This window comes from Mesorhizobium sp. 1M-11, assembly GCF_001303895.1.
Lineage (GTDB): Bacteria > Pseudomonadota > Alphaproteobacteria > Rhizobiales > Rhizobiaceae > Mesorhizobium.
In genome coordinates this window covers 102,790-122,283 of the sequence record NZ_LJSD01000011.1, presented here as the reverse complement: position 1 = coordinate 122,283, position 19,494 = coordinate 102,790, and the positions used below count along the sequence as shown (strand labels likewise).

At 60.1% G+C, this 19,494-nt stretch carries 19 protein-coding genes, 1 tRNA gene and 1 pseudogene; 16 read left to right on the top strand and 5 right to left on the bottom strand.

Annotated elements, in window-relative coordinates:
- Positions 1-74 precede the first annotated feature (74 nt).
- The 3 genes and pseudogenes from AO692_RS04325 to AO692_RS32135 form a co-directional block, all read left to right on the top strand.
- Entirely contained in the window at positions 75-323 is a 249-nt protein-coding gene (locus tag AO692_RS04325) for a type II toxin-antitoxin system Phd/YefM family antitoxin (protein ID WP_054308812.1), read from the top strand.
- Complete coding sequence (locus AO692_RS04320; RefSeq protein ID WP_054308811.1) at positions 320-781, top strand: type II toxin-antitoxin system VapC family toxin; 462 nt, start codon at positions 320-322, stop codon at positions 779-781. Before AO692_RS04325 ends, AO692_RS04320 begins: the two co-directional genes overlap by 4 nt.
- A pseudogene (locus AO692_RS32135) lies at positions 778-2,412 on the top strand (recombinase family protein); the annotation flags it as partial. The gene AO692_RS04320 and the pseudogene AO692_RS32135, both read left to right, overlap by 4 nt.
- Here AO692_RS32135 and AO692_RS04310 read toward each other — a convergent pair.
- Positions 2,383-2,473 (bottom strand) — tRNA-Ser (locus AO692_RS04310). The pseudogene AO692_RS32135 and the gene AO692_RS04310 overlap by 30 nt on opposite strands.
- A 416-nt stretch (positions 2,474-2,889) precedes the next feature.
- On the opposite strand from AO692_RS04310, the gene AO692_RS04305 reads away from it, so the two are divergent.
- Together AO692_RS04305 and AO692_RS04300 are read left to right on the top strand one after the other, a co-directional pair.
- Entirely contained in the window at positions 2,890-3,978 is a 1,089-nt protein-coding gene (locus AO692_RS04305; protein WP_054308809.1) for a porin, read from the top strand.
- 241 nt (positions 3,979-4,219) lie between these two features.
- Positions 4,220-5,269: a site-specific integrase gene (locus AO692_RS04300; protein ID WP_054308808.1), complete on the top strand. Its 1,050-nt coding sequence runs from the start codon at positions 4,220-4,222 to the stop codon at positions 5,267-5,269.
- A 63-nt stretch (positions 5,270-5,332) separates the two neighbouring features.
- Here AO692_RS04300 and AO692_RS04295 read toward each other — a convergent pair whose 3' ends face one another.
- Together AO692_RS04295 and AO692_RS04290 are read right to left on the bottom strand one after the other, a co-directional pair.
- Complete coding sequence (locus AO692_RS04295; protein WP_054308807.1) at positions 5,333-6,214, bottom strand: alpha/beta hydrolase; 882 nt, start codon at positions 6,212-6,214, stop codon at positions 5,333-5,335.
- Positions 6,215-6,340: 126 nt separating this feature from the next.
- Positions 6,341-8,365: a lytic transglycosylase domain-containing protein gene (locus AO692_RS04290; protein WP_152979713.1), complete on the bottom strand. Its 2,025-nt coding sequence runs from the start codon at positions 8,363-8,365 to the stop codon at positions 6,341-6,343.
- 268 nt (positions 8,366-8,633) lie between these two features.
- Between AO692_RS04290 and dapA the strand changes: the two genes are divergently transcribed.
- The 3 genes from dapA to AO692_RS04275 all read left to right on the top strand — a co-directional run bounded on the left by dapA (position 8,634) and on the right by AO692_RS04275 (position 10,962).
- Positions 8,634-9,515, top strand: coding sequence for a 4-hydroxy-tetrahydrodipicolinate synthase (gene dapA / locus AO692_RS04285; RefSeq protein WP_054308805.1), 882 nt, complete (start codon positions 8,634-8,636; stop codon positions 9,513-9,515).
- Positions 9,516-9,729: 214 nt separating this feature from the next.
- Positions 9,730-10,209, top strand: a complete 480-nt coding sequence (gene smpB / locus AO692_RS04280; protein WP_054308804.1) for an SsrA-binding protein SmpB — start codon at positions 9,730-9,732, stop codon at positions 10,207-10,209.
- Between the two features lie 42 nt (positions 10,210-10,251).
- Positions 10,252-10,962, top strand: coding sequence for a GH25 family lysozyme (locus AO692_RS04275; RefSeq protein ID WP_054308803.1), 711 nt, complete (start codon positions 10,252-10,254; stop codon positions 10,960-10,962).
- A 10-nt stretch (positions 10,963-10,972) separates the two neighbouring features.
- Here the strand turns inward: AO692_RS04275 and AO692_RS04270 are convergent, their stop codons facing one another.
- Positions 10,973-11,635, bottom strand: coding sequence for a uracil-DNA glycosylase (locus AO692_RS04270; RefSeq protein ID WP_054308802.1), 663 nt, complete (start codon positions 11,633-11,635; stop codon positions 10,973-10,975).
- Between the two features lie 32 nt (positions 11,636-11,667).
- Positions 11,668-12,261 carry an NYN domain-containing protein gene (locus AO692_RS04265; RefSeq protein ID WP_054308801.1) on the bottom strand — a complete coding sequence of 198 codons (594 nt, stop codon included), beginning with the start codon at positions 12,259-12,261 and terminating at the stop codon, positions 11,668-11,670.
- A 259-nt stretch (positions 12,262-12,520) separates the two neighbouring features.
- On the opposite strand from AO692_RS04265, the gene rpoZ reads away from it, so the two are divergent.
- From rpoZ to era, 8 genes are all read left to right on the top strand, one after another.
- Positions 12,521-12,922 (top strand): DNA-directed RNA polymerase subunit omega, encoded by a 402-nt coding sequence (gene rpoZ, locus AO692_RS04260; protein WP_054308800.1) that lies wholly within the window; start codon positions 12,521-12,523, stop codon positions 12,920-12,922.
- A 109-nt stretch (positions 12,923-13,031) separates the two neighbouring features.
- Positions 13,032-15,263: a bifunctional (p)ppGpp synthetase/guanosine-3',5'-bis(diphosphate) 3'-pyrophosphohydrolase gene (locus AO692_RS04255; protein ID WP_054308799.1), complete on the top strand. Its 2,232-nt coding sequence runs from the start codon at positions 13,032-13,034 to the stop codon at positions 15,261-15,263.
- A 15-nt stretch (positions 15,264-15,278) separates the two neighbouring features.
- On the top strand, positions 15,279-15,857 hold the full coding sequence (gene pyrE / locus AO692_RS04250) for an orotate phosphoribosyltransferase (protein WP_054308798.1): 579 nt from the start codon (positions 15,279-15,281) through the stop codon (positions 15,855-15,857).
- 29 nt (positions 15,858-15,886) lie between these two features.
- Positions 15,887-16,477: a DUF2062 domain-containing protein gene (locus AO692_RS04245; RefSeq protein ID WP_054308797.1), complete on the top strand. Its 591-nt coding sequence runs from the start codon at positions 15,887-15,889 to the stop codon at positions 16,475-16,477.
- Positions 16,474-16,887: a holo-ACP synthase gene (acpS, locus tag AO692_RS04240; protein WP_054308796.1), complete on the top strand. Its 414-nt coding sequence runs from the start codon at positions 16,474-16,476 to the stop codon at positions 16,885-16,887. Before AO692_RS04245 ends, acpS begins: the two co-directional genes overlap by 4 nt.
- Positions 16,888-17,064: 177 nt before the next feature.
- Positions 17,065-17,814 (top strand): signal peptidase I, encoded by a 750-nt coding sequence (gene lepB / locus AO692_RS04235; protein WP_054308795.1) that lies wholly within the window; start codon positions 17,065-17,067, stop codon positions 17,812-17,814.
- Between the two features lie 3 nt (positions 17,815-17,817).
- A complete protein-coding gene (gene rnc / locus AO692_RS04230; protein WP_054308794.1) occupies positions 17,818-18,546 on the top strand; it encodes a ribonuclease III in 729 nt (242 codons plus the stop codon).
- The gene (gene era / locus AO692_RS04225; RefSeq protein ID WP_054308793.1) at positions 18,543-19,457 is read left to right on the top strand and encodes a GTPase Era; all 915 of its coding nucleotides are present in this window, start codon (positions 18,543-18,545) and stop codon (positions 19,455-19,457) included. The genes rnc and era overlap by 4 nt, the downstream gene beginning before the upstream one ends.
- The last annotated feature ends 37 nt before the right edge of the window (positions 19,458-19,494 follow it).

Sequence of the window (19,494 nt, the reverse complement as noted above, 5' to 3'; positions counted from 1 at the left end):
TTGAAATCGGCGTTGAAATCCGCCCTTTAATAGATTACATGTAGTCACATATAGCTACAAATGGAGGGCGCAACATGCTGACCATCAACCTCAGAGACGCCAAGGCTGGTTTTTCCAGCCTCGTTGATGAAGCCGTCAAAGGAGAGATCGTGACCATCACCCGTCATGGCAAGCCTGTCGCGGCCCTGGTCTCGGTCGAGGCGGCGGAGATCGCGCGCAAGGCGCTCGAACGCAAACGGGCGGGTCTTGTCAGCTATCTCAGGACGTTCCCAGGCGGAGAGTTCACGCGGAACCGCAAGCCATCGCGGGATGTCGAGCTTTGAGCGGTTTTCTTCTCGACACCAACGTCGTCTCCATGCTGGCGCCGTCGAAGTCGGAAGCATCCGCCGACTTCCTCACTTGGCTGGATCGCATGGACGGCGACGGCCGGTTATTCTTGTCGGTTGTCTCCATTCATGAAATCGAGAAGGGGATCGCGCTCCTTGACCACAAGGGAGCGACGGCGAAGGCCGCGAGCCTGAAAGCATGGCTCAGTGGCCTTGTCTCCACATATGATGACAAGATCATTGGCTTCGACGCGCAGGCCGCCGCAATCGGCGGGCGGCTGGAAGCGAAGGCGCTTGCGGCCGGTCACGACCCCGGCATGGCTGATGCCGTGATTGCCGGTACCGCCGCAGCGCATGAACTCGCCGTTGTCACCCGCAACACGAAGCATTTCCTGCCGTTCGGTGTCGCCGTATTGTCGCCTGACGAGGCTGCTGCCCAAGGAGGCCCGGCATGAGCGCTTCCTCTTCCGCAATTCTGCTACGCGCCGCCCTTTACCTGCGCGTCTCGACGGCACGGCAGGCCGAGCACGATGTTTCCATCCCTGACCAGAAGCGGCAGGGCGAAGCCTATTGCGCCTCGCGCGGCTATCAGCTTGTCGAGACCTATGTGGAGCCAGGCGCTTCGGCGACCAACGACCGCAGACCCGAGTTCCAGCGCATGATCGAGGCGGGCACCAGTAAGCCAGCGCCGTTCGACGTGGTGATCGTCCACTCGTTCAGCCGCTTCTTCCGCGACGCCTTTGATATGGAGTTTTACGTCAGGAAGCTGGCGAAGAACGGCGTCAAGTTGCTGTCGATCACGCAGGAGATCGGTGACGATCCGGTGCATCAGATGATGCGGCAGATCATGGCGCTGTTCGACGAATACCAGTCGAAGGAAAACGCCAAGCACGTTATGCGGGCATTGAAGGAAAACGCGCGGCAAGGCTTCTGGAACGGTTCGCTGCCGCCCATCGGCTATCGTGTCGTCGCGGCCGAGCAGCGCGGCGCGAAAACCAAGAAGAAGCTGGAGATCGACCCGCTCCATGCCGAGACCGTGCGGCTGATCTATCGCCTCGCGCTGGAAGGCGACGGCACGACCGGCCAGATGGGCGTCAAGAACATCGTCTCCTATCTCAACAGCCGCCGCATCTTCACCCGCGACGGCGGGCGCTGGGGCATCGGCCAGGTCCACCGCATCCTCACCCGCCGCACCTATGTCGGCGAGCATGAGTTCAACAAGCGGTCCAAGACCAAGGAACTGAAGCCGGTCAGCGAGATCGTGACCGTTCCGGTCCCGCCGATCATCGACCGCGAAACGTTCGACGCGGTGCAAGCATTGCTCAAGGCCCGCAACCCCAAGGTCATGCCATCCGCCGTCATCAGTGGCCCGACCATGCTGACCGGCCTGATCCATTGCGCCAAGTGCGGCGGAGCCATGACCATCCGCACCGGCAAGGGCGGGCGTTACCGCTACTATGCTTGCTCCATGAAAGCCCGGCAGGGGCCGACCGCCTGTGAGGGCATGGCTGTGCCGATGGACAAGCTGGACGATCTTGTCGCCAGCCACCTCGAAGACCAGCTTCTCCAGCCCGAGCGGCTGGAAACCATCCTCGCCAGCGTTCTTGACCGGCGTCAGGAGCAATCCGAACGTCGCCGCGAGCACATCGCGGAACTCACCAAGCGCGCCGCCGAATCGGAACTGCGTCTCAAGCGCCTCTACGACGCCATCGAGGCCGGCGTGGCCGACATCGACGATCCTGCCCTCAAGGATCGCATCGACGGCCTCAAGGCCATCAGGGACCAGGCCAAGACCGACGCCGAGCGTGCCCAGGCCATGCTCGACAACGCCGGCGCCAAGGCCATCACCCCGCAGATGGTCCGCACCTTCGCCCAGAGCGCCCGTCAGCGCATCCGTCTCGAAGGCGGCGGCTACCGCCGCGATCACCTGCGCGCGCTTGCCCAGCGCGTCGAAGTCGCGGACGGCGAGGTTCGGATCATGGGATCGAAGTCCCGGCTGCTACAGGCGCTCGCCGGAAAAGCTGGCGTAAACTCAGTGCCCACTCAGGGACTGAAGTGGCGGAGAGGATGGGATTCGAACCCACGAGACCCTTTTGAGGTCTACTCCCTTAGCAGGGGAGCGCCTTCGACCACTCGGCCACCTCTCCGTTGCGGCGCTGGATAAAGAAAAGGGTCGGCACAATCAATAAGCCAACGCATATCAGGCCATAAAAAAGACGACGCCTGAGAAAGAGACCCGCGTGCAGGTCACCCGTGCTGCGTGATTCTGCGCAAATTCGGCAGAAATCCTCATTCGCAAGGGCCGATCAAAGCCTGATGGTTAACGAGAGCTTTCGACCATGGGCAAAATCGTGTCATTTGTGCAACAACGCTATCCGATAGCGCCCGGGCACCGCTTTTGCCTGTACGTTCCTTGTTGAACCGGACAGCCCGATGGGTAATGTCGACATCGAAGAAGCGGCGCGCAGCGCATCTTTTTCAGTAAGGGGATGGGGCAGGGAACGCTGTCCTTCAGCAAAAAATACCCAGACCCGTTTTTAAACTTTTGACTGGAGGTCAGAAAATGAACATTAAGAGCCTTCTCCTCGGCTCGGCTGCGGCTCTGCTCGCAGTTTCCGGTGCGCGCGCCGCCGACGCAGTCGTCGTCGCCGAGCCGGAACCCGCCGAATACGTCAAGATCTGCGACGTCTACGGCGCTGGCTACTTCTACATCCCGGGCACCGAGACCTGCCTGCGCGTCGGCGGTTACATCCGTTACGATGCCAGCTTCGGTGATCAGGGTTCGTTCGACGGCGCCCGCACCACGGATCGCCTCAATGGCGACTCGCAGAATACCTGGAAGAAGCTCGGCCGCTTCGCGCTGAAGACCTGGACCGGCCAGGAAACCGAACTCGGCACCCTGAAGACCTACACCGAGACCCGCTTTGACTACGGCAACGGTGATACTGGTGTCGCTGGCAACCGCGGCGTCACGCTGAACTTCGCCTGGATCCAGCTCGGTGGTCTCCGCGTCGGTAAGGACGAGTCGGCCTTCAACACCTTCTCGGGCTACGCCGGCAACGTCATCCAGGATACGCTGGTTCCTTACGGTGATTTCGACACCAACCTGATCAGCTACACCTTCGACGCCGGCAACGGCTTCTCGGCGATCGTCTCGTTGGAACAGGGCAATGGCCTCAACACCATCGACAGCTACGTCCCGCACGTGGTTGGTGGTGTGAAGTATACCGCTGGTTGGGGTTCGATCGTCGGCGTCGCGGCTTACAACAGCACCTACGAGGAATGGGCCGGCAAGGTTCGCCTCGATGTGAAGGCGACCGACCAGATCGACCTGTGGGTGATGGCCGGCTATGGCTCGGACGACAACATCGGCCGCAACTTCTACAAGCAGTGGGGCGGAAGCTGGGCTGTTTGGGGTGGTGGTACCTACAAGTTCAACGAGAAGACCTCGTTCAACCTGCAGGTCTCCTATGACGACTGGGAAGAATTCGGTCTGGCCGCGAACATCGCGCACCAGCTGGTCCCGGGCTTCACCGTCACGGCTGAAGTTGATTGGGCTCACGTCACCAAGTTTGGCCCGAGCTGGACCGACGTTCCGGCCGGCAAGGCAAACGCTATCGGCGGTATCATCCGCTTCCAGCGCGACTTCTAAGAGATGTCGTCTCTTTAAGTGTCTATCGAACCCGGGCGTCCTGCGCCCGGGTTCTTTTGTTTAGCGTCGGGCTTGGGAAACGAAAAGAAACAGGGGGTGGAACGGTAACTGAAGCGATTTTCTGGACGGTCTCGAAGGGATTCCGGCAACACCGGAATGAGTCGTCTACGAATTGCTCTCTTGAAAGGACGTCTTCTTGTGGGTATGCCTTGGCGCATCCACAGGGGGGTGTGGCAAAAAGATGTCTCAAGACGCGCTGCAGGAGAGCATGCTCTCCGATCGATTCGCTGCATTTACGTCTCAGAATATCCGGATCAAATACAACACCGGAAATATCAGGGAAGTAAAATCCTATCGCATCAGTGAACTGTTCTCGCTCTATCGCGACATATTGTGGGACGATGGGCGGCACAAATACAATGTCAGCTCGTTCATTGGCGAGATAGACGAGATTTTGCTTGGAGAGCGCTTTAGTGCGTTCGATCAAAGCACCCTGGACAACCTGATCGGTACCTTGCGCCAACGCGGCAACAGCAACGCAACCATCAATCGCAAGATGGCTGCACTGAGTAAATTGCTGCGCAAGGCTCATAAGATGGGGGATATCCACAGCCTGCCCGAGTTCCGCCGCCAGAAGGAGCGTGCGGGGCGAATCCGTTTCCTCGAAAAGGATGAGGAAGCGCGGCTTTTTGCGGCCATTCGCAGCCGCAGCGAAGACGCCTACAGGCTCTCTGTTTTCCTGGTCGATACCGGCTGTCGTCTCGGTGAGGCCCTGGGGCTGATCTGGAATGACCTGCAGCCGACGCGGGTGAGCTTCTGGATCACCAAGTCTGGGCGTAGTCGTACCATTCCTCTGACGCTGCGTGCCCGGGAGGCCGCCGTTTTCTCAGGTGAGGGGCGGCGCCCGAAAGGTCCGTTCGCCATGCTGAACCAGCCGCAATTCCGTCAGATCTGGAACGAGGCGAAATTGGAGGTCGGTCTTGGTGCCGATGACCAGGTGGTGCCGCATATTCTGCGCCATACCTGTGCTTCCCGCCTTGTTCAGGGTGGTATCGACATCCGCCGCGTGCAGATGTGGCTTGGTCATCAAACCTTGCAGATGACGATGCGCTACGCTCATCTGGCGACCAATGATCTCGACAGCTGCGTCGTCGTCTTGGAAACGCGGCCGATGGAAGATGCCAGGGGAGCGAGCTTGTCGCCCCTTGATGACGTTTCAGGGAAGCAGCGCAAGCCGCGCGCAAGAAAGAAGCCCGCGGTAGCCGAGGTGGGCGACAAGAAGCGGGCTTGAAGCTCCGGACTTTAGATGTGCGGTCAAGCGGTCCGTGGACCCTATGAGATCATTGACGGCAGGCTAATGTCCTGCCGTTTGGTCTATGAAATCGGCAATTGCCTTGGGCAGATTACCGGTCTCCAGAAGCGGAGCGTGGCCTTGTCCATGAACGGTCACGGTCCGTAGTCTTGAATGTCGGCGTGCCATCTCATTCATAGTCGCCTCCGACAGCAACCTCGAGTTGCTGCCTCGAATCGCCAGAATCGGCACATTGCCGAGCGCCTCGAACTGAGGCCAAAGGGTTGGCAGCGGTTTCGACAGATCGACGCCAGCCAATGTCTCCACCAGCCTCGGGTCGAAATCCGGCACGAGTTTGCCGTCTTCCTCGCGATAGATGGCGGCGACCATGCGCTGCCAGTCGGCGGCATTCAGTGCGGGAAAGTCCTGGCCGTGGGCCGCCCTCTGCGCTTCGACAGCTTCCCCTATATTCTGCGGCTTTGGCGCTTTTCCGAGATAGGATTTGATGTGCGCCAGTCCCGCGATTTCCAGTGCGGGACCAACATCGTTGAGCACGATCGCTTTCAGGATCGTGGGTCTCAAGACACCTAACACGTGGACGATCAGGCCGCCGCGCGAAGTGCCTATGAAGGCCGCTTCCTTGATGTCCAATTGATCGAGACCGGCGAGAATGTCGTTGGCCTCGACGCCCACCGTGTAGTTGCTCAGGTTCGGATCATAGGCGGATTGCCCGCGTCCGCGATAATCGAAGGAGACAACTCTGCGTTGCGTCTTGGCTTCTATGGATAGATAGAGCGCCAACTTATGAAAATCCCGCGCATTTCGCGTTAGGCCCGGCAGACAGACGACCGGCAGCGCGTCCTGATTCTGTTCGCCATAGATCCTGGCGTGCAGTTTCAATCCGTCGGGGGAAGAGTAGAAAAAATCCGAAAAGCTTGCCGTCACACTCGCCGCCTTTGCCTTCGTCGTCTTTCCGAAGGGCTACAGGTGGCGGAACGAGACGTCAAATAGGGTCGTTGTCGAATGAAGTCAGACAACTTCTCGGGAGAATAGGACGAACCTGGCAACTGCTCACTTCCGGCCGTTGACGAGGTCGCCGACAATGTCGAATTCACCCGAGATCCGAATTTTGTAGACCTCGTAATTCTCCATCACACGCTGGACGTAACTTCTTGTTTCCGCATAAGGGATCCGTTCGATCCAGTCGACGACCGTGTCGATGTCCTTGCCACGCGGATCGCCGTAGCGCTTGATCCATTGGTCGGCGCGACGCGGTCCGGCGTTGTAACCAGCGAAGGTCAACACATAGGAGCCGTCATAGCGGTCGAGCTGTTGGCCGAGGAAGGTTGCGCCCAATGTGGCGTTGTAGCCTGGGTCGGTGGTCAGCTTGGCTTGCGAGAATGCCATACCAGCCTTTTTCGCGAGCTGTTCAGCGGTGCCCGGCATCAACTGCAGCAGGCCGAGTGCGCCAGCCCGGGATATGGCGCTGACATTGAATTCGCTTTCCTGGCGTGCAATCGCATAAGCCAATGCCTTGCCGGAACCGGAAATATTCGCGTTTTCCGGAATGACGCCGATCGGGTGTGACAGTGCTCCGACATTGACGCCGTTGGCCGCTGCGATCTTGCCGATTCTCAAAGCGAGGTAGTGATTGCCCTGCTTTTCGGCCATGTCGGCAAGCAAGGCCACCTCGCCGGGACTGGTCAGCTGACCGGCCAGATCGACATAGAGCGTATTCGCATAGCGCTCATACCCGGCTTCCTGCAGGCGGCCGATTGCGGAAACCGCTTCCCGTTTCGAAAAACTCTGCCGGTCGACGTCGCTGGGTTGCGGAGAGGCGATGTTCAGCGTGCGGCTGCCAACACGCTCGCCGGCCAATTGGCCGTAGAAGGTCGTGCCGAATGCCGAGGCCTTGGTGAAATACTCTTTGGAATCGCCTGGTCCACCGGCTTCGGCGGCACGGCCAAGCCAATAGTAGGCACGCGAAAGCGAAAGGCTGCCCTGAGCCAGATTGGCAATACGGGAGAAATGTTCAGCGGCCTTGGCAGGATCGTTCAAGCCGCGCAGGGCGTACCAGCCGGCATGGAATTCGGCGTCAGCGGCGTTGGTCGGGCTTTCCGCCACGTGTGCCGCGACGATCCGGTAGGCTGTCTTCATGTCTCCCTTGTCGACCAGCTCGCGCGAAAGCACCCGCCGCTCGATCCACCAGGCATCCGGGTCGACGAGCGCTGCGCGGTCGCTTGGCGCTTTCTGGATCAAGGCCGCGGCGTCGGCGAATTTCTTGCGCTTGCGCAGATATTCGGCCTCGGCGAACAAATAGCCTGCGGAGCGCTGTTCCGTTGGAACGGCAGCCAGCAGTTTCGGCGTGTTCTTGTCGCCCTGCGATGCTGCCGCCCAGGCATCGGCCAGTTCCTTCGCGCCTGCCAGCATGGCGACGCGCTGTGCCGAGCCAACCCTGTCGGCATAGAACATGCGCTCCATGCGATAACGATGATCCGCCGGGGGAATGATCGGGCCGAATTCGTTGATGATGGCTGTTTCGTCTTTCGCTTCCAGTTTTTCAGTGCGCCAGAATGGGGAAAGCACGGATTGCGCCGCCTTCACATCGCCCATGGCCACATAGGCACGGGAGAGCATGATTATACCCTCGGCCGTCTGTGGCTGGCTGCCGTCGAAAGCTTTGATGACGATGTCTGCGGCTGGATTCTCGCGCGCCAGCGCACGTTCACTGTTCCTGCGCAGCGTTGCCATGCCTGGCCAACCCGGCAGCAGTTCGGAAGCTGCAGCGATTTCGCCGGATGGCACCTTGTCGCCGCCATAGAGCGCGATCGCCCAGGCCAGGATGTGATGGTCGAGCGAAGAAGCGGGCAGGCTGTCGCGGGCTGTGCGCGCACCGTCGAAATTCTTGGCGGCAAGCGCGTCCAGCCCGATCTTCAACTGCATTGGGTTGAAAGCCGGCAAGTCCTGCTTGTTCGGCACGGGGAACATGGGTAGCGCCTCAGACAGCCGCTTCTCGATGCCGCTGCCAATGGCGATCGCCGGCGCCAGCACCACGACCGCGCCAAAGATAGCAAAACGATAGAGCCGCCTGGTCATGATTCCGGTCTGTTCAAAGGTGTCGGCGCGCTACAGATAGGTTGGTGTTGTGAAAAGCCCAGCGGTTGGTTGCGCAACACCGATAAAAGAAAGGTTATCGGTTCGGTTTCCTTTGCCGTCTTCCGCGCCGGCTCTACTTGCTCCAGAACAGTGTCGAGACTATGGTGCCCGGCCTTTCGATGGGCTAGAGCCGGTTTGGATCGGCCCGGGTCGATCGACACCTGAAAAAGAAGCTTGGAAACCGCTGGGTTCCGTGGAGTTTGAAGATATGCTGAGAGGCTCGCTGACCGCGCTCGTGACACCGTTCGAAAAGAGCGGGCGCTTCGACGAGAAAGCCTTTCGCGCGCTCGTTGCCTGGCAGATAGAGGAAGGCACCACCGGGTTGGTTCCGGTTGGCACCACAGGTGAGTCGCCGACGCTGTCGCATGAAGAGCATCGCCACGTCGTGAAGACCTGCATCGAGGTCGCCGGCGGGCGCGTGCCCGTTGTGGCGGGCGCTGGTTCCAACAATACGGAAGAAGCGGTCGGACTGGTGCAGTTTGCCGAGCAGGTCGGTGCCGACGCCGCTCTGGTGGTGACGCCTTATTACAACAGGCCGACCCAGCGCGGGCTCTATCAGCACTTCGCCACCGTCGCCAAGGCAACGAAGCTGCCGATCATCATCTACAACATTCCGCCGCGTTCGGTGATCGACATGATGCCGGAAACGATGGGGCAGTTGGCCAATGATTTCAAAAACATCGTTGGCGTGAAGGATGCCACCGGCAAGATCGAGCGCGTGTCTGAACAGCGGGCCGCCTGCGGCAAGGATTTCATCCAGCTTTCTGGTGAGGATGCGACCGCGCTGGGCTTCAACGCGCATGGCGGTGTTGGCTGTATTTCGGTCACCTCCAATGTTGCGCCGCGCCTGTGCGCCGAATTCCAGGAGGCTACATTGGCCAACGACAAGGAGCGTGCCTTGGATCTGCAGGATCGTCTGTTGCCGCTGCACAAGGCGATCTTCGTCGAGCCGGGGGTCTCCGGTGCCAAATACGCGCTTTCGCGGCTCGGCCGTATCGAAAACGTGGTGCGCTCGCCGCTGATGACGGTGGAAGAAAGCACCGCTGCCAAGATCGATGCTGCGATGAAGTTCGCGGGTCTGTTGAACTAGCTGTTACGGCTCTAGAGCGTTTCCGTTTTTCACGGAAATGCAGAAACGCTCTAACTCTTTGTTTTTGCGCAATTCCGGACGGAAACCGTTACGCACTTTTCCTGGAGTTGCTCTTGCGGAATTCGGCCCGCAGCGCCATTTGATGGCTTCTTTTCCGATACGCCCAGGATGGTAATGCCATCGGGGCATCGACAGTTGAATGAAATAGAATGCCATGAACCAGGTGAAGAAGGCCGATCCCAATAACAAGGTCGCCGCGGAAAACCGCAAGGCGCGCTTTTCCTATGAAGTGCTCGACACGGTCGAGACGGGCTTGGTGCTGACCGGCACCGAGGTGAAGTCGTTGCGCCAGGGCCAGGCCAATATCCAGGAATCCTATGCTTCGGTGGAGGATGGCGGCATCTGGCTGATCAATTCCTATCTGCCGGAATATCTGCAGGGCAACCGCTTCAACCACGAGCCGCGCCGTCGCCGCAAACTGCTGCTCAACAAGCGCGAGATCGCCAAACTGGGGCAGGGCGTTGCCCGCGATGGCATGACGCTGGTGCCGCTCAAGATCTATTTCAACGACAAGGGTAGGGCGAAGCTCCTGCTGGGGTTGGCGCGCGGCAAGAAGCTGCACGACAAACGCGAGACGGAAAAACAGCGCGACTGGGCACGTGAAAAGGGCAGGCTGCTGAAGGAACGGGGATGAAGGACAGCGCCAGTCCCGTCGGCTACGAGCTGTTCATGCATCATGGCTAACAAGACAGTGCGGTTGCTGCGCGTTGTTGTTGTCGCCCTGACCGCCGCAGGCGTCCTGGCTGCCATTGGATTCTGGTATTTCAGAGCCTTTTCCCCGGACCGGCAAAGATATCCGGTACGTGGGGTCGACGTCTCCCATCATCAGGGAAAGATCGACTGGAGACGTGTCGCCGCTGATGACGTGGCCTTCGCCGTGATAAAGGCGACGGAAGGTGGCGATCATGTCGACGATGCCTTCGCAACCAATCTCAGCGAGGCCCGCGCCGCTGGCCTTGCCGTGGGTGCCTATCATTTCTTCACGTTCTGTCGTCCCGGAGCCGATCAGGCGCGGAATTTCCTTTCTGTGGTGCCTCGCGACCAGCCAATGCTGCCGCCGGTCGTGGATATCGAGTTTGGTGGCAATTGCCCGCGTCGCCCGACACCGGAAGAACTGCGCACGGAACTCAACGCTTTCCTGGAATTGGTGGAAGCGCAATTCGGCAAGCCGGCCATCGTCTATCTGATTGGCGAAGCCGTCGATCTCTATGAAACCGTCATACCGGCGCGGGAACGCTGGGTGCGGTCACTTGTGCTTCATCCAGGCAATGAGAACTGGGTATACTGGCAATACCATAACCGTGGCCATGTCGATGGCATCGAAGGTGCCGTCGATCTCAACGTCCTGCAGGGGACGCCAGCCAGATTGATCGAGCTGACGCGGTAGCCAGCCGGTTCTATTTTTCGAGGAAATTGGCGATATCTCCAAACACCTTCACGAACATGTCCGTCGTCAGCACGCCAGTGTTGGTGTTGTAGCGCGAGCAATGATAGCTGGAGAACAGCTGAATCTTGCCTGCATCATAGCTGGCGCCGTGCTTGAACGGGAATGCGGCAACGCGCTGTCCGAGCGCTCGAACGGTCGATTGGTGCGCAATCGCCCCCAGCGTCAGGATTGCACGCAGATTCGGAAAACGCGCTATCGTCGGGACCAGGAAAGCCCGGCAGGTTGCAATCTCCGGACCGGTTGGTTTGTTCTCCGGCGGCACACAGCGCACGGCGTTGACGATGGCCGTGTCGATCAGCTCCAGGCTGTCGTCCGGCCGTGCCTCGAAGCGCCCACGCGCGAAACCATGGGCAATCAGCGTTGAATAGAGCAGGTCGCCGGCATAGTCGCCGGTGAAGGGGCGTCCAGTGCGGTTGGCACCGCGCAGGCCGGGCGCCAGACCTACAATCAGTAGACGTACGCTATCTTCGCGATCCGACGGGGCACTCGCAGGCAAGAATGCCGGAACGGGGCCGTTGAACCAGCTAGGCTCGCGTTGCCGCCAGCCTGCGATGAAATCATGCAGGCGTGGACAAAGTGGACAATCGTGACTTGGTTCGGCGGAGGCGGGCATGCCTGGGTGCTACCATCTGCCGGCCCCCATCATCAATACTGGTCGTCATCTTCTTCCTCCTGAGCGGCCGTCGGCTCAGGCCGCCGGGCCGGCCGGTCGGTCGGATCGCGGCCAACCTCGTTCTTCAAGGTCATCAGGTCGATGAAATGGTCGGCCTGACGGCGAAGGTCGTCGGAGATCATCGGCGGTTGCGAGGCCATGGTCGAGACGATGGAGACCTTGCGGCCACGTCGCTGCAAGGCTTCCACCAGGGTGCGGAAATCGCCATCACCGGAAAAGAGGACGTAGTGGTCGACGACATCGGCAAGTTCCAGCGCGTCCACCGTCAATTCTATGTCCATATTGCCCTTGATCTTGCGGCGACCGGCGGCATCGGTGAATTCCTTGGCCGGCTTGGTCACGACCTTGAAACCGTTATAGTCGAGCCAGTCGATCAGGGGGCGGATCGAGGAATATTCCTGATCCTCGACCAGCGCAGTGTAATAATAAGCGCGCAGGAGGTAGCCGCGCTTCTGGAAACTGGCCAGAAGTTTGCGGTAGTCGATGTCGAAGCCGAGAGAACGGGAAGTTGCATAAAGATTGGCGCCGTCGATGAAAAGAGCGATCTTTTCGCGTGGGTCGAACATGGCAATATCCTTCTTGAAAATAGGCAATGCGATAAGTACGTCTGGCAAGGCTTCTTAAGAAAACCGCCAAGCCCTTATTCTTTCGGAAATAACGCCGGGATGATGGCATTCCAAGAGTGGGCGGAGATCGAGCAAGAAATTGTGATCGTCAGCAGGCCGGTGAAGGTGCTTGAGACGCGCCGTGCTTGTATTCCGGGCCGGTTCGGGCTATGGAGCCCGCCGGATTTCCAATAGATCAAGAGCATGAAAGGGGCATCGAATGGCCCGCGTAACCGTTGAAGATTGCATCGACAAGGTCGACAACCGCTTCGAGCTGGTGCTGTTGGCCGGTCACCGCGCCCGTCAGATCAGCCAGGGTGCGATGATCACCGTGCCGCGTGACAATGACAAGAACCCCGTCGTGGCGCTGCGCGAGATCGCTGATGAGACGCTCTCGCCGGGCGACCTCAAGGAAGACCTGATCCATTCGCTGCAGAAGCATGTCGAGGTCGATGAGCCGGAAGCACCGGAAGCCGAGGCGATCACCGATCAGACCGGAACCGCTGTTGCGGCCGATGCCGACGAGCCGGAAGAGAGCATCACTTTCGACCGCATGTCGGAAGAGGATCTGCTGGCTGGTATCGAAGGCCTGGTGGCTCCGGAAAAGAACGACGATTATTGATAGCCGACGGGGCTTAAGCCCTTTCGCGCCATAGTTTTCGTGGCTATTTGTGACATGCGTCGCCTGCTTGGCGGCGCATGATTCATTTCAGCGTTGCGAGAATCCGCCCATGATGCGTCAGTATGAGCTTGTCGAGCGCGTCCAGCGCTACAAGCCGGACGTCAACGAGGCGCTGCTCAACAAGGCCTACGTTTACGCCATGCAAAAGCATGGCCACCAGAAACGTGCCTCTGGTGATCCTTATTTCTCGCACCCGCTCGAAGTCGCCGCCATCCTCACCGACATGCATCTGGACGAGGCGACCATTGCGGTTGCGCTGCTCCACGACACGATCGAGGACACCACGGCCACGCGCGCCGAGATCGACGAGTTGTTCGGTCCTGACATGGGCAAGCTGGTCGAAGGGCTGACCAAACTCAAGAAGCTCGATCTCGTCTCCAAGAAAGCCGAACAGGCGGAAAACCTGCGCAAGCTTCTGCTGGCGATTTCGGAGGATGTGCGCGTCCTTCTCGTCAAGCTGGCAGATCGCCTGCATAACATGCGCACCCTCGACCATATGCGCGATGACAAGCGCCTGCGCATCGCCGAGGAGACGATGGAAATCTATGCGCCGCTGGCCGGGCGCATGGGCATGCAAGGCATGCGCGAGGAGCTGGAGGAGATCGCCTTCCGCTACATCAATCCGGAGGCCTACCGCACGGTGACGGCGCGTCTTGCCGAAATCTCGGAACGCAACAAGGGAGTGCTTGCCGAGATCGAGCAGGCGCTTTCGGCCTTGTTCGAGAAGCACGCCATCAAGGCCAGCGTCAAAAGCCGTCAGAAGAAGCCGTGGTCGGTTTTCCGAAAAATGGAAGCCAAAGCGCTCTCCTTCGAACAACTGTCCGACATTTTCGGCTTCCGTGTCGTCGTCGACACGGTCGAGGACTGTTATCGGGCTTTGGGCCTCATCCATACGACATGGTCGATGGTGCCCGGCCGCTTCAAGGATTACATCTCGACACCGAAGCAGAATGACTACCGCTCGATTCACACCACCATCGTCGGCCCTTCGCGCCAGCGCGTCGAACTGCAGATCCGCACGCGTGAAATGAACAAGATCGCCGAATACGGCGTCGCCGCCCATTCGATCTACAAGGACGCCGGTGGCAAGGCTAACGGGGCCACGCACACCATCTCCAAGGAAACCAACGCCTATGCCTGGCTGCGTCGCACCATCGAGCAGTTGGCCGAGGGCGACAATCCAGAAGATTTCCTGGAGAACACCAAGCTGGAACTGTTCCAGGACCAGGTGTTCTGTTTTACCCCAAAGGGCATGCTGATCGCGCTACCGCGCGGCGCCACGCCCATCGACTTCGCCTATGCCGTTCATACCGATGTCGGTGACACTTGCGTCGGCGCCAAGGTCAACGGCCGTGTCATGCCGCTGATGACTGAGTTGAAGAACGGTGACGAGGTCGAGATCATCCGCTCGAAGGCGCAGGTGCCGCCGGCAGCCTGGGAATCCATCGTCGTCACCGGCAAGGCGCGCGCCGCCATCCGCCGCGCCACCAAGAACGCCATTCGCAAGCAATATTCAGGTCTAGGCCTGCGTATCCTCGAACGCGCTTTCGAACGTAGCGGTAAAACCTTCTCGAAGGAAAACCTGAAGCCGGTGCTGCACCGGCTGGCGCGCAAGGATATTGAGGACGTGCTGGCTGCTGTCGGTCGCGGCGAACTGGCCTCGGCGGATGTCCTGAAGGCCGTGTTCCCCGACTACAAGGATGAACGCGTCACGGTCACCCCGCCGAAGCAGCGCGAGGAAGGCTGGTCGCGTATCCGCAATGCCGCCGGCATGCTGTTCCAGATGCCAGGCAGAGCCGCGCGCCGTGACAAGACGCAGCCGAAGGACGATGCGGCAGTACCGATCCGTGGCGTGCGCGGCGATCTGCCGGTGCGCTTCGCGCCTGAAGGCGCGGTTCCCGGGGACCGTATCGTCGGCATCATCCAGCCCGGCTCCGGCATCACCATCTATCCGATCCAGTCGCCATCGCTGACGGCCTTCGATGACCAGCCGGAGCGGTGGATCGACGTGCGTTGGGATATCGATGAGAACAACCGCGAGCGTTTTCCGGCACGCGTTTCCGTGACGGCCATCAATGCGCCAGGTTCGCTTGCCGATATCGCACAAGTGGTGGCGTCGAACGATGCCAACATCCATACGCTGTCGATGGTGCGCACGGCCCCCGACTTCACCGAAATGCTGATCGATCTGGAAGTCTGGGATCTGAAGCACTTGAACAGGCTGCTGTCGCAGCTCAAGGAAAACTCGAGCGTCAGCGATGCGCGGCGCGTCAATGGATGATTGGAACAGCAAGGCATGAACACGGCTGAAGTGCTCGATATCTTTCGCTCGGCGGGCGCAGTGCTCGAAGGACATTTTATCCTCACCTCCGGCCTGCGCAGCCCTACTTTCCTGCAGAAGGCACGCGTGTTCATGCATGCGGACAAGACGGAACGCTTGTGCAGGGCGCTGGCGGAAAAGATCCGTGCCGAGGTGAGGGCGCCGATCGACTATGTCGTCGGCCCTGCGGTCGGCGGCCTGATCCCGGCCTATGAGACTTCGCGTCATCTTGGCGTGCCGGCGATCTGGGTCGAGCGCGAGCAAGGCGTGTTCAGATTGCGCCGTTTCGAGATCGAGAAGGGCGCGCGTGTCGTCATTGTGGAAGACATCGTCACCACGGGCCTGTCGATCCGCGAGACGATCGATTGTCTGCACGATCTCGGCGCTGAAGTGTTGGCGGCGGCCTGCATCATCGACCGTTCGGCCGGCAAAACCGACGTTGGCGTGCCGCTGATTGCCCTCGCGCAATACGAGGTTCCAGCGTATCCTGCCGATCAGTTGCCGCCCGAGCTGGCCGCCATTCCGCCGGTGAAGCCGGGCAGCCGTACGCTCTGAATGGCCTGGGTGGGTTTGGCCTGATCGACATGTTGTTCAAGCGCAGAAAAGCGGAAAGTTTCGGTGAACGCCTGCGAGTCTGGCTTTGGCCGCGCCGCTCGTTGCCGCGTTCGCTGCGCTACTACGCCAAGCGCGTCGTACGGTTGAAGGCAACGCCGCACGCCGTAGCCGCCGGGGTGGCGGCAGGTGTGTTCGCATCTTTCTTCCCGCTCGGCCTGCACTTCGTCGTTGCCGCAGCCGTATGCTGGCTGGTCGCGGGCAATCTGGTGGCCGCGGCCATCGGTACCGCGCTCGGGAACCCGCTGACCATGCCGTTCTTGTGGGGGGCTTCCTGGGAGACCGGCAAACTGATCCTACACGAGCACCTGCCTCACAAAGGGGTGCCGCAACACCTCGGCGCCATGATGGAGCATTTGAGCCTGTCGCAGTTATGGGAGCCGGTGCTGAAGCCGATGACGATCGGTGCGGTTCCGCTTGGTCTTCTGACTGGATGTGTCGCCTATGGGCTTACGCGGTGGGGTATGACGGCGTTTCGGGAGCGCCGGCGTCGGCGGCTCGCCGAAAGGGCGGCGCGTAACCATGCGCCCGGCTCCGATGCACTGGGTTCGGCGACACGATGATTATCGGCATTGGCTCTGATCTGATCGACATCCGCCGGATCGAGAAGTCGCTTGAGCGGCACGGTGAGCGTTTCATCAGGCGGGTCTACACAGATGTAGAACAGGCCCGCTCGGAGGGTCGCAGGACCCGCGCCGCCTCTTACGCCAAGCGGTTCGCCGCCAAGGAAGCCTGCGCAAAGGCGCTCGGTACCGGTATCGCGCAAGGTGTCTACTGGCGTGACATGGGCGTCGCCAATCTGCCCAGTGGCAAGCCGACCATGGTTTTGACCGGCGGCGCTGCCGTGCACCTTGGAAAACTGCTGCCGGCAGGGCATCAGGCGTTGGTCCACTTGACCATCACCGACGACTATCCGCTTGCTCAAGCCTTTGTGATTATTGAGGCGCTGCCGGTCGTAGAAGCGCCACAGTGATGGACACTGAAGGTTATTGGCGTTGCCCGGCAGACAGCGACCCCGTATATGAACCGGCGGGACAGCGTATCGGTCCGAAATCGGAATCGATTTTCGGCAGGCACGATGCGCGGATACAAACTGTTAGAACGTCCTTTGTGCGTCCCAGTGGATGCGCGGCGTTCTAGTGAGGATGAGATGAGCGTGGCTGATAAACCCGAGAAGAAAAGCGGCGGACTTGGCGAGACCGTGAGCGTTATCGTGCAAGCTCTGCTTCTGGCGCTTGTCATTCGCACTTTGTTCTTCCAGCCATTTTCGATCCCGTCTGGTTCAATGCGGCCAACACTGCTGGAAGGCGACTATCTCTTCGTTACCAAATGGGCCTATGGCTATTCGCGCTACTCGTTGCCGTTCGGGCCGAACCTGTTCTCGGGCCGCATCTGGGGTTCGGAACCAAACCGCGGTGACGTGGCCGTCTTCAAGTTCCCGCCGGATCCATCCGTCGACTACATCAAGCGTGTTGTCGGTCTGCCAGGCGACAAGATCCAGATGAAGGGCGGCCAGCTCTTCATCAACGGCGTCGGTGTGCCGCGTACCAAGGTTGGCCAGATCGACAACCCAGATATCACCGAGCAGAACAGGCCTGTCGACGTCTACCGTGAGACGCTGCCGAATGGCGTGAGTTACGACACGCTCGATCTGACGCCAAACGGCATTGGCGATGACACGCGCGAGTTCATCGTGCCGGAAGGTCACTATTTCATGATGGGTGACAACCGCGACAATTCCAGCGACAGCCGCTTCAGCGTCGGTTATGTGCCCGCGGACAATCTCGTCGGCCGCGCCAACATCATCTTCTTCTCGATCGCTGGTGGCGCCAGCCCGCTCGAGATCTGGAAGTGGCCGTCCGAGATGCGCCCGTCGCGTCTCCTCACATTCGTTCACTAGCCGATGACCGCGCCCAAGCGGTTGACTCCCGAGGCGCTGGCCGCCGTTCTGGAAAGCCGAACCGGTCACAGTTTCCGCGATCCGCAGCGTCTGCAGCGCGCGCTGACCCATGCCAGTGCGCGCGGCAGCCATGCAGGGGTCGACTATGAACGCTTCGAATTTCTCGGCGATCGGGTGCTTGGCCTCGCTGTCGCGGATATGCTTCTGGCTGATTTCCCGAACGCGCCGGAAGGCGAGCTTTCGGTGCGGCTGAATGCATTGGTCAACGCCGAAACACTGGCACAGATCGCCGATGAGATCGGATTGGCAGATTTGATCCGCGCGGGCAGCGAAGTGCGCAACCTGGCCGAACGCAAGCGGGTCAACCTGCGTGCCGATGCGCTGGAATCGCTGATCGCCGTCATCTATCTCGACGACGGTCTCGACGCTGCCAAGCGTTTTATCCATACCTACTGGAAGCCGCGCGCCAAGGCGGTTGGCGCTGCAAGGCGGGACCCGAAGACCGAGCTGCAGGAATGGGCGCATCAGGCAGCCGCTGCTACCCCGGAATACCGGATCGACAGCCGGCAAGGGCCGGATCATGACCCGCTCTTCACCGTAACTGTCAGCGTTGCTTCCAAGGAACCGGCTAGCGGGACCGGCCGCTCCAAACGTGAAGCAGAACAGGCTGCCGCTACGGCACTGCTGCTGCGGGAAGGGGTGTGGGCCGCCGAAGGAGACAATGTGCGATGACGGCTGATATGAGCGGAGAGAAAACGCGCTCTGGTTTTGTCGCGCTGATCGGTGCGCCCAATGCCGGCAAGTCGACGCTGATCAATCAACTTGTCGGCACCAAAGTGTCTATCGTTACCCACAAAGTCCAGACAACCCGCGCCCTCGTACGCGGTATTGCCACTCATGGAACCGCACAGATCGTGCTGGTCGACACGCCCGGCATCTTCAAGCCGAAGCGGCGGCTTGATACCGCGATGGTCACTACCGCCTGGGGGGGAGCCAAGGATGCGAATCTGGTTCTGGTGCTGATCGACGCCGAACGCGGCATCAGGGGGGACGCCGACGTCATCCTCGACAAGCTGGCCGATGTGCGCCAGCCGAAGGTACTGGTGTTGAACAAGGTCGACCGCGTGAAACCCGAGACGCTGCTGACATTGACGAAAGCCGCCAACGAACGGGTTGCGTTCGAGCGCACCTTCATGGTTTCGGCGCTGACCGGGTCCGGCTGCAAGGACCTGCTCGATTATCTGGCGGAGGTTTTGCCGGCTGGCCCCTGGTTTTACCCGGAAGATCAGATTTCCGACCTGCCGATGCGCCAGCTCGCCGCCGAGATCACGCGCGAGAAACTCTACCTGCGCTTGCATCAGGAATTGCCCTATTCCTCCCACGTGGAAACCGAAAAATGGGAGGAGAAGAAGGATGGTTCGGTGCGCATCGAACAGGTGATCTATGTCGAACGCGACAGCCAGAAGAAGATCGTTCTCGGCCACAAGGGCGAGACCATCCGCGCGATCGGCGAGGCCGCACGCAAGGAAATCGGCGAGATCCTCGAGCAGAAGACGCATCTCTTCCTGTTCGTGAAAGTACGCGAAAACTGGGGCGATGATCCCGAACGCTACCGCGAGATGGGGTTGGATTTTCCGCATTGATCGGGTCTGTCCGCCCGTCGCGCATCTGTCATATGTC

Excerpts from the sequence above, each read along its gene's own strand:
- AO692_RS04325 (WP_054308812.1), top strand. The coding sequence starts at position 75 with ATGCTGACCATCAACCTCAGAGACGCCAAGGCTGGTTTTTCCAGCCTC.
- AO692_RS04300 (WP_054308808.1), top strand. The coding sequence starts at position 4,220 with ATGTCTCAAGACGCGCTGCAGGAGAGCATGCTCTCCGATCGATTCGCT.
- lepB (WP_054308795.1), top strand. The coding sequence starts at position 17,065 with ATGAGCGTGGCTGATAAACCCGAGAAGAAAAGCGGCGGACTTGGCGAG.
- era (WP_054308793.1), top strand. The coding sequence starts at position 18,543 with ATGACGGCTGATATGAGCGGAGAGAAAACGCGCTCTGGTTTTGTCGCG.
- dapA (WP_054308805.1), top strand. The coding sequence starts at position 8,634 with ATGCTGAGAGGCTCGCTGACCGCGCTCGTGACACCGTTCGAAAAGAGC.
- AO692_RS04290 (WP_152979713.1), bottom strand. The coding sequence starts at position 8,365 with ATGACCAGGCGGCTCTATCGTTTTGCTATCTTTGGCGCGGTCGTGGTG.
- pyrE (WP_054308798.1), top strand. The coding sequence starts at position 15,279 with ATGAACACGGCTGAAGTGCTCGATATCTTTCGCTCGGCGGGCGCAGTG.
- AO692_RS04245 (WP_054308797.1), top strand. The coding sequence starts at position 15,887 with ATGTTGTTCAAGCGCAGAAAAGCGGAAAGTTTCGGTGAACGCCTGCGA.
- AO692_RS04305 (WP_054308809.1), top strand. The coding sequence starts at position 2,890 with ATGAACATTAAGAGCCTTCTCCTCGGCTCGGCTGCGGCTCTGCTCGCA.
- acpS (WP_054308796.1), top strand. The coding sequence starts at position 16,474 with ATGATTATCGGCATTGGCTCTGATCTGATCGACATCCGCCGGATCGAG.
- rpoZ (WP_054308800.1), top strand. The coding sequence starts at position 12,521 with ATGGCCCGCGTAACCGTTGAAGATTGCATCGACAAGGTCGACAACCGC.
- smpB (WP_054308804.1), top strand. The coding sequence starts at position 9,730 with ATGAACCAGGTGAAGAAGGCCGATCCCAATAACAAGGTCGCCGCGGAA.
- AO692_RS04265 (WP_054308801.1), bottom strand. The coding sequence starts at position 12,261 with ATGTTCGACCCACGCGAAAAGATCGCTCTTTTCATCGACGGCGCCAAT.
- AO692_RS04255 (WP_054308799.1), top strand. The coding sequence starts at position 13,032 with ATGATGCGTCAGTATGAGCTTGTCGAGCGCGTCCAGCGCTACAAGCCG.
- rnc (WP_054308794.1), top strand. The coding sequence starts at position 17,818 with ATGACCGCGCCCAAGCGGTTGACTCCCGAGGCGCTGGCCGCCGTTCTG.
- AO692_RS04270 (WP_054308802.1), bottom strand. The coding sequence starts at position 11,635 with ATGCCCGCCTCCGCCGAACCAAGTCACGATTGTCCACTTTGTCCACGC.
- AO692_RS04275 (WP_054308803.1), top strand. The coding sequence starts at position 10,252 with ATGGCTAACAAGACAGTGCGGTTGCTGCGCGTTGTTGTTGTCGCCCTG.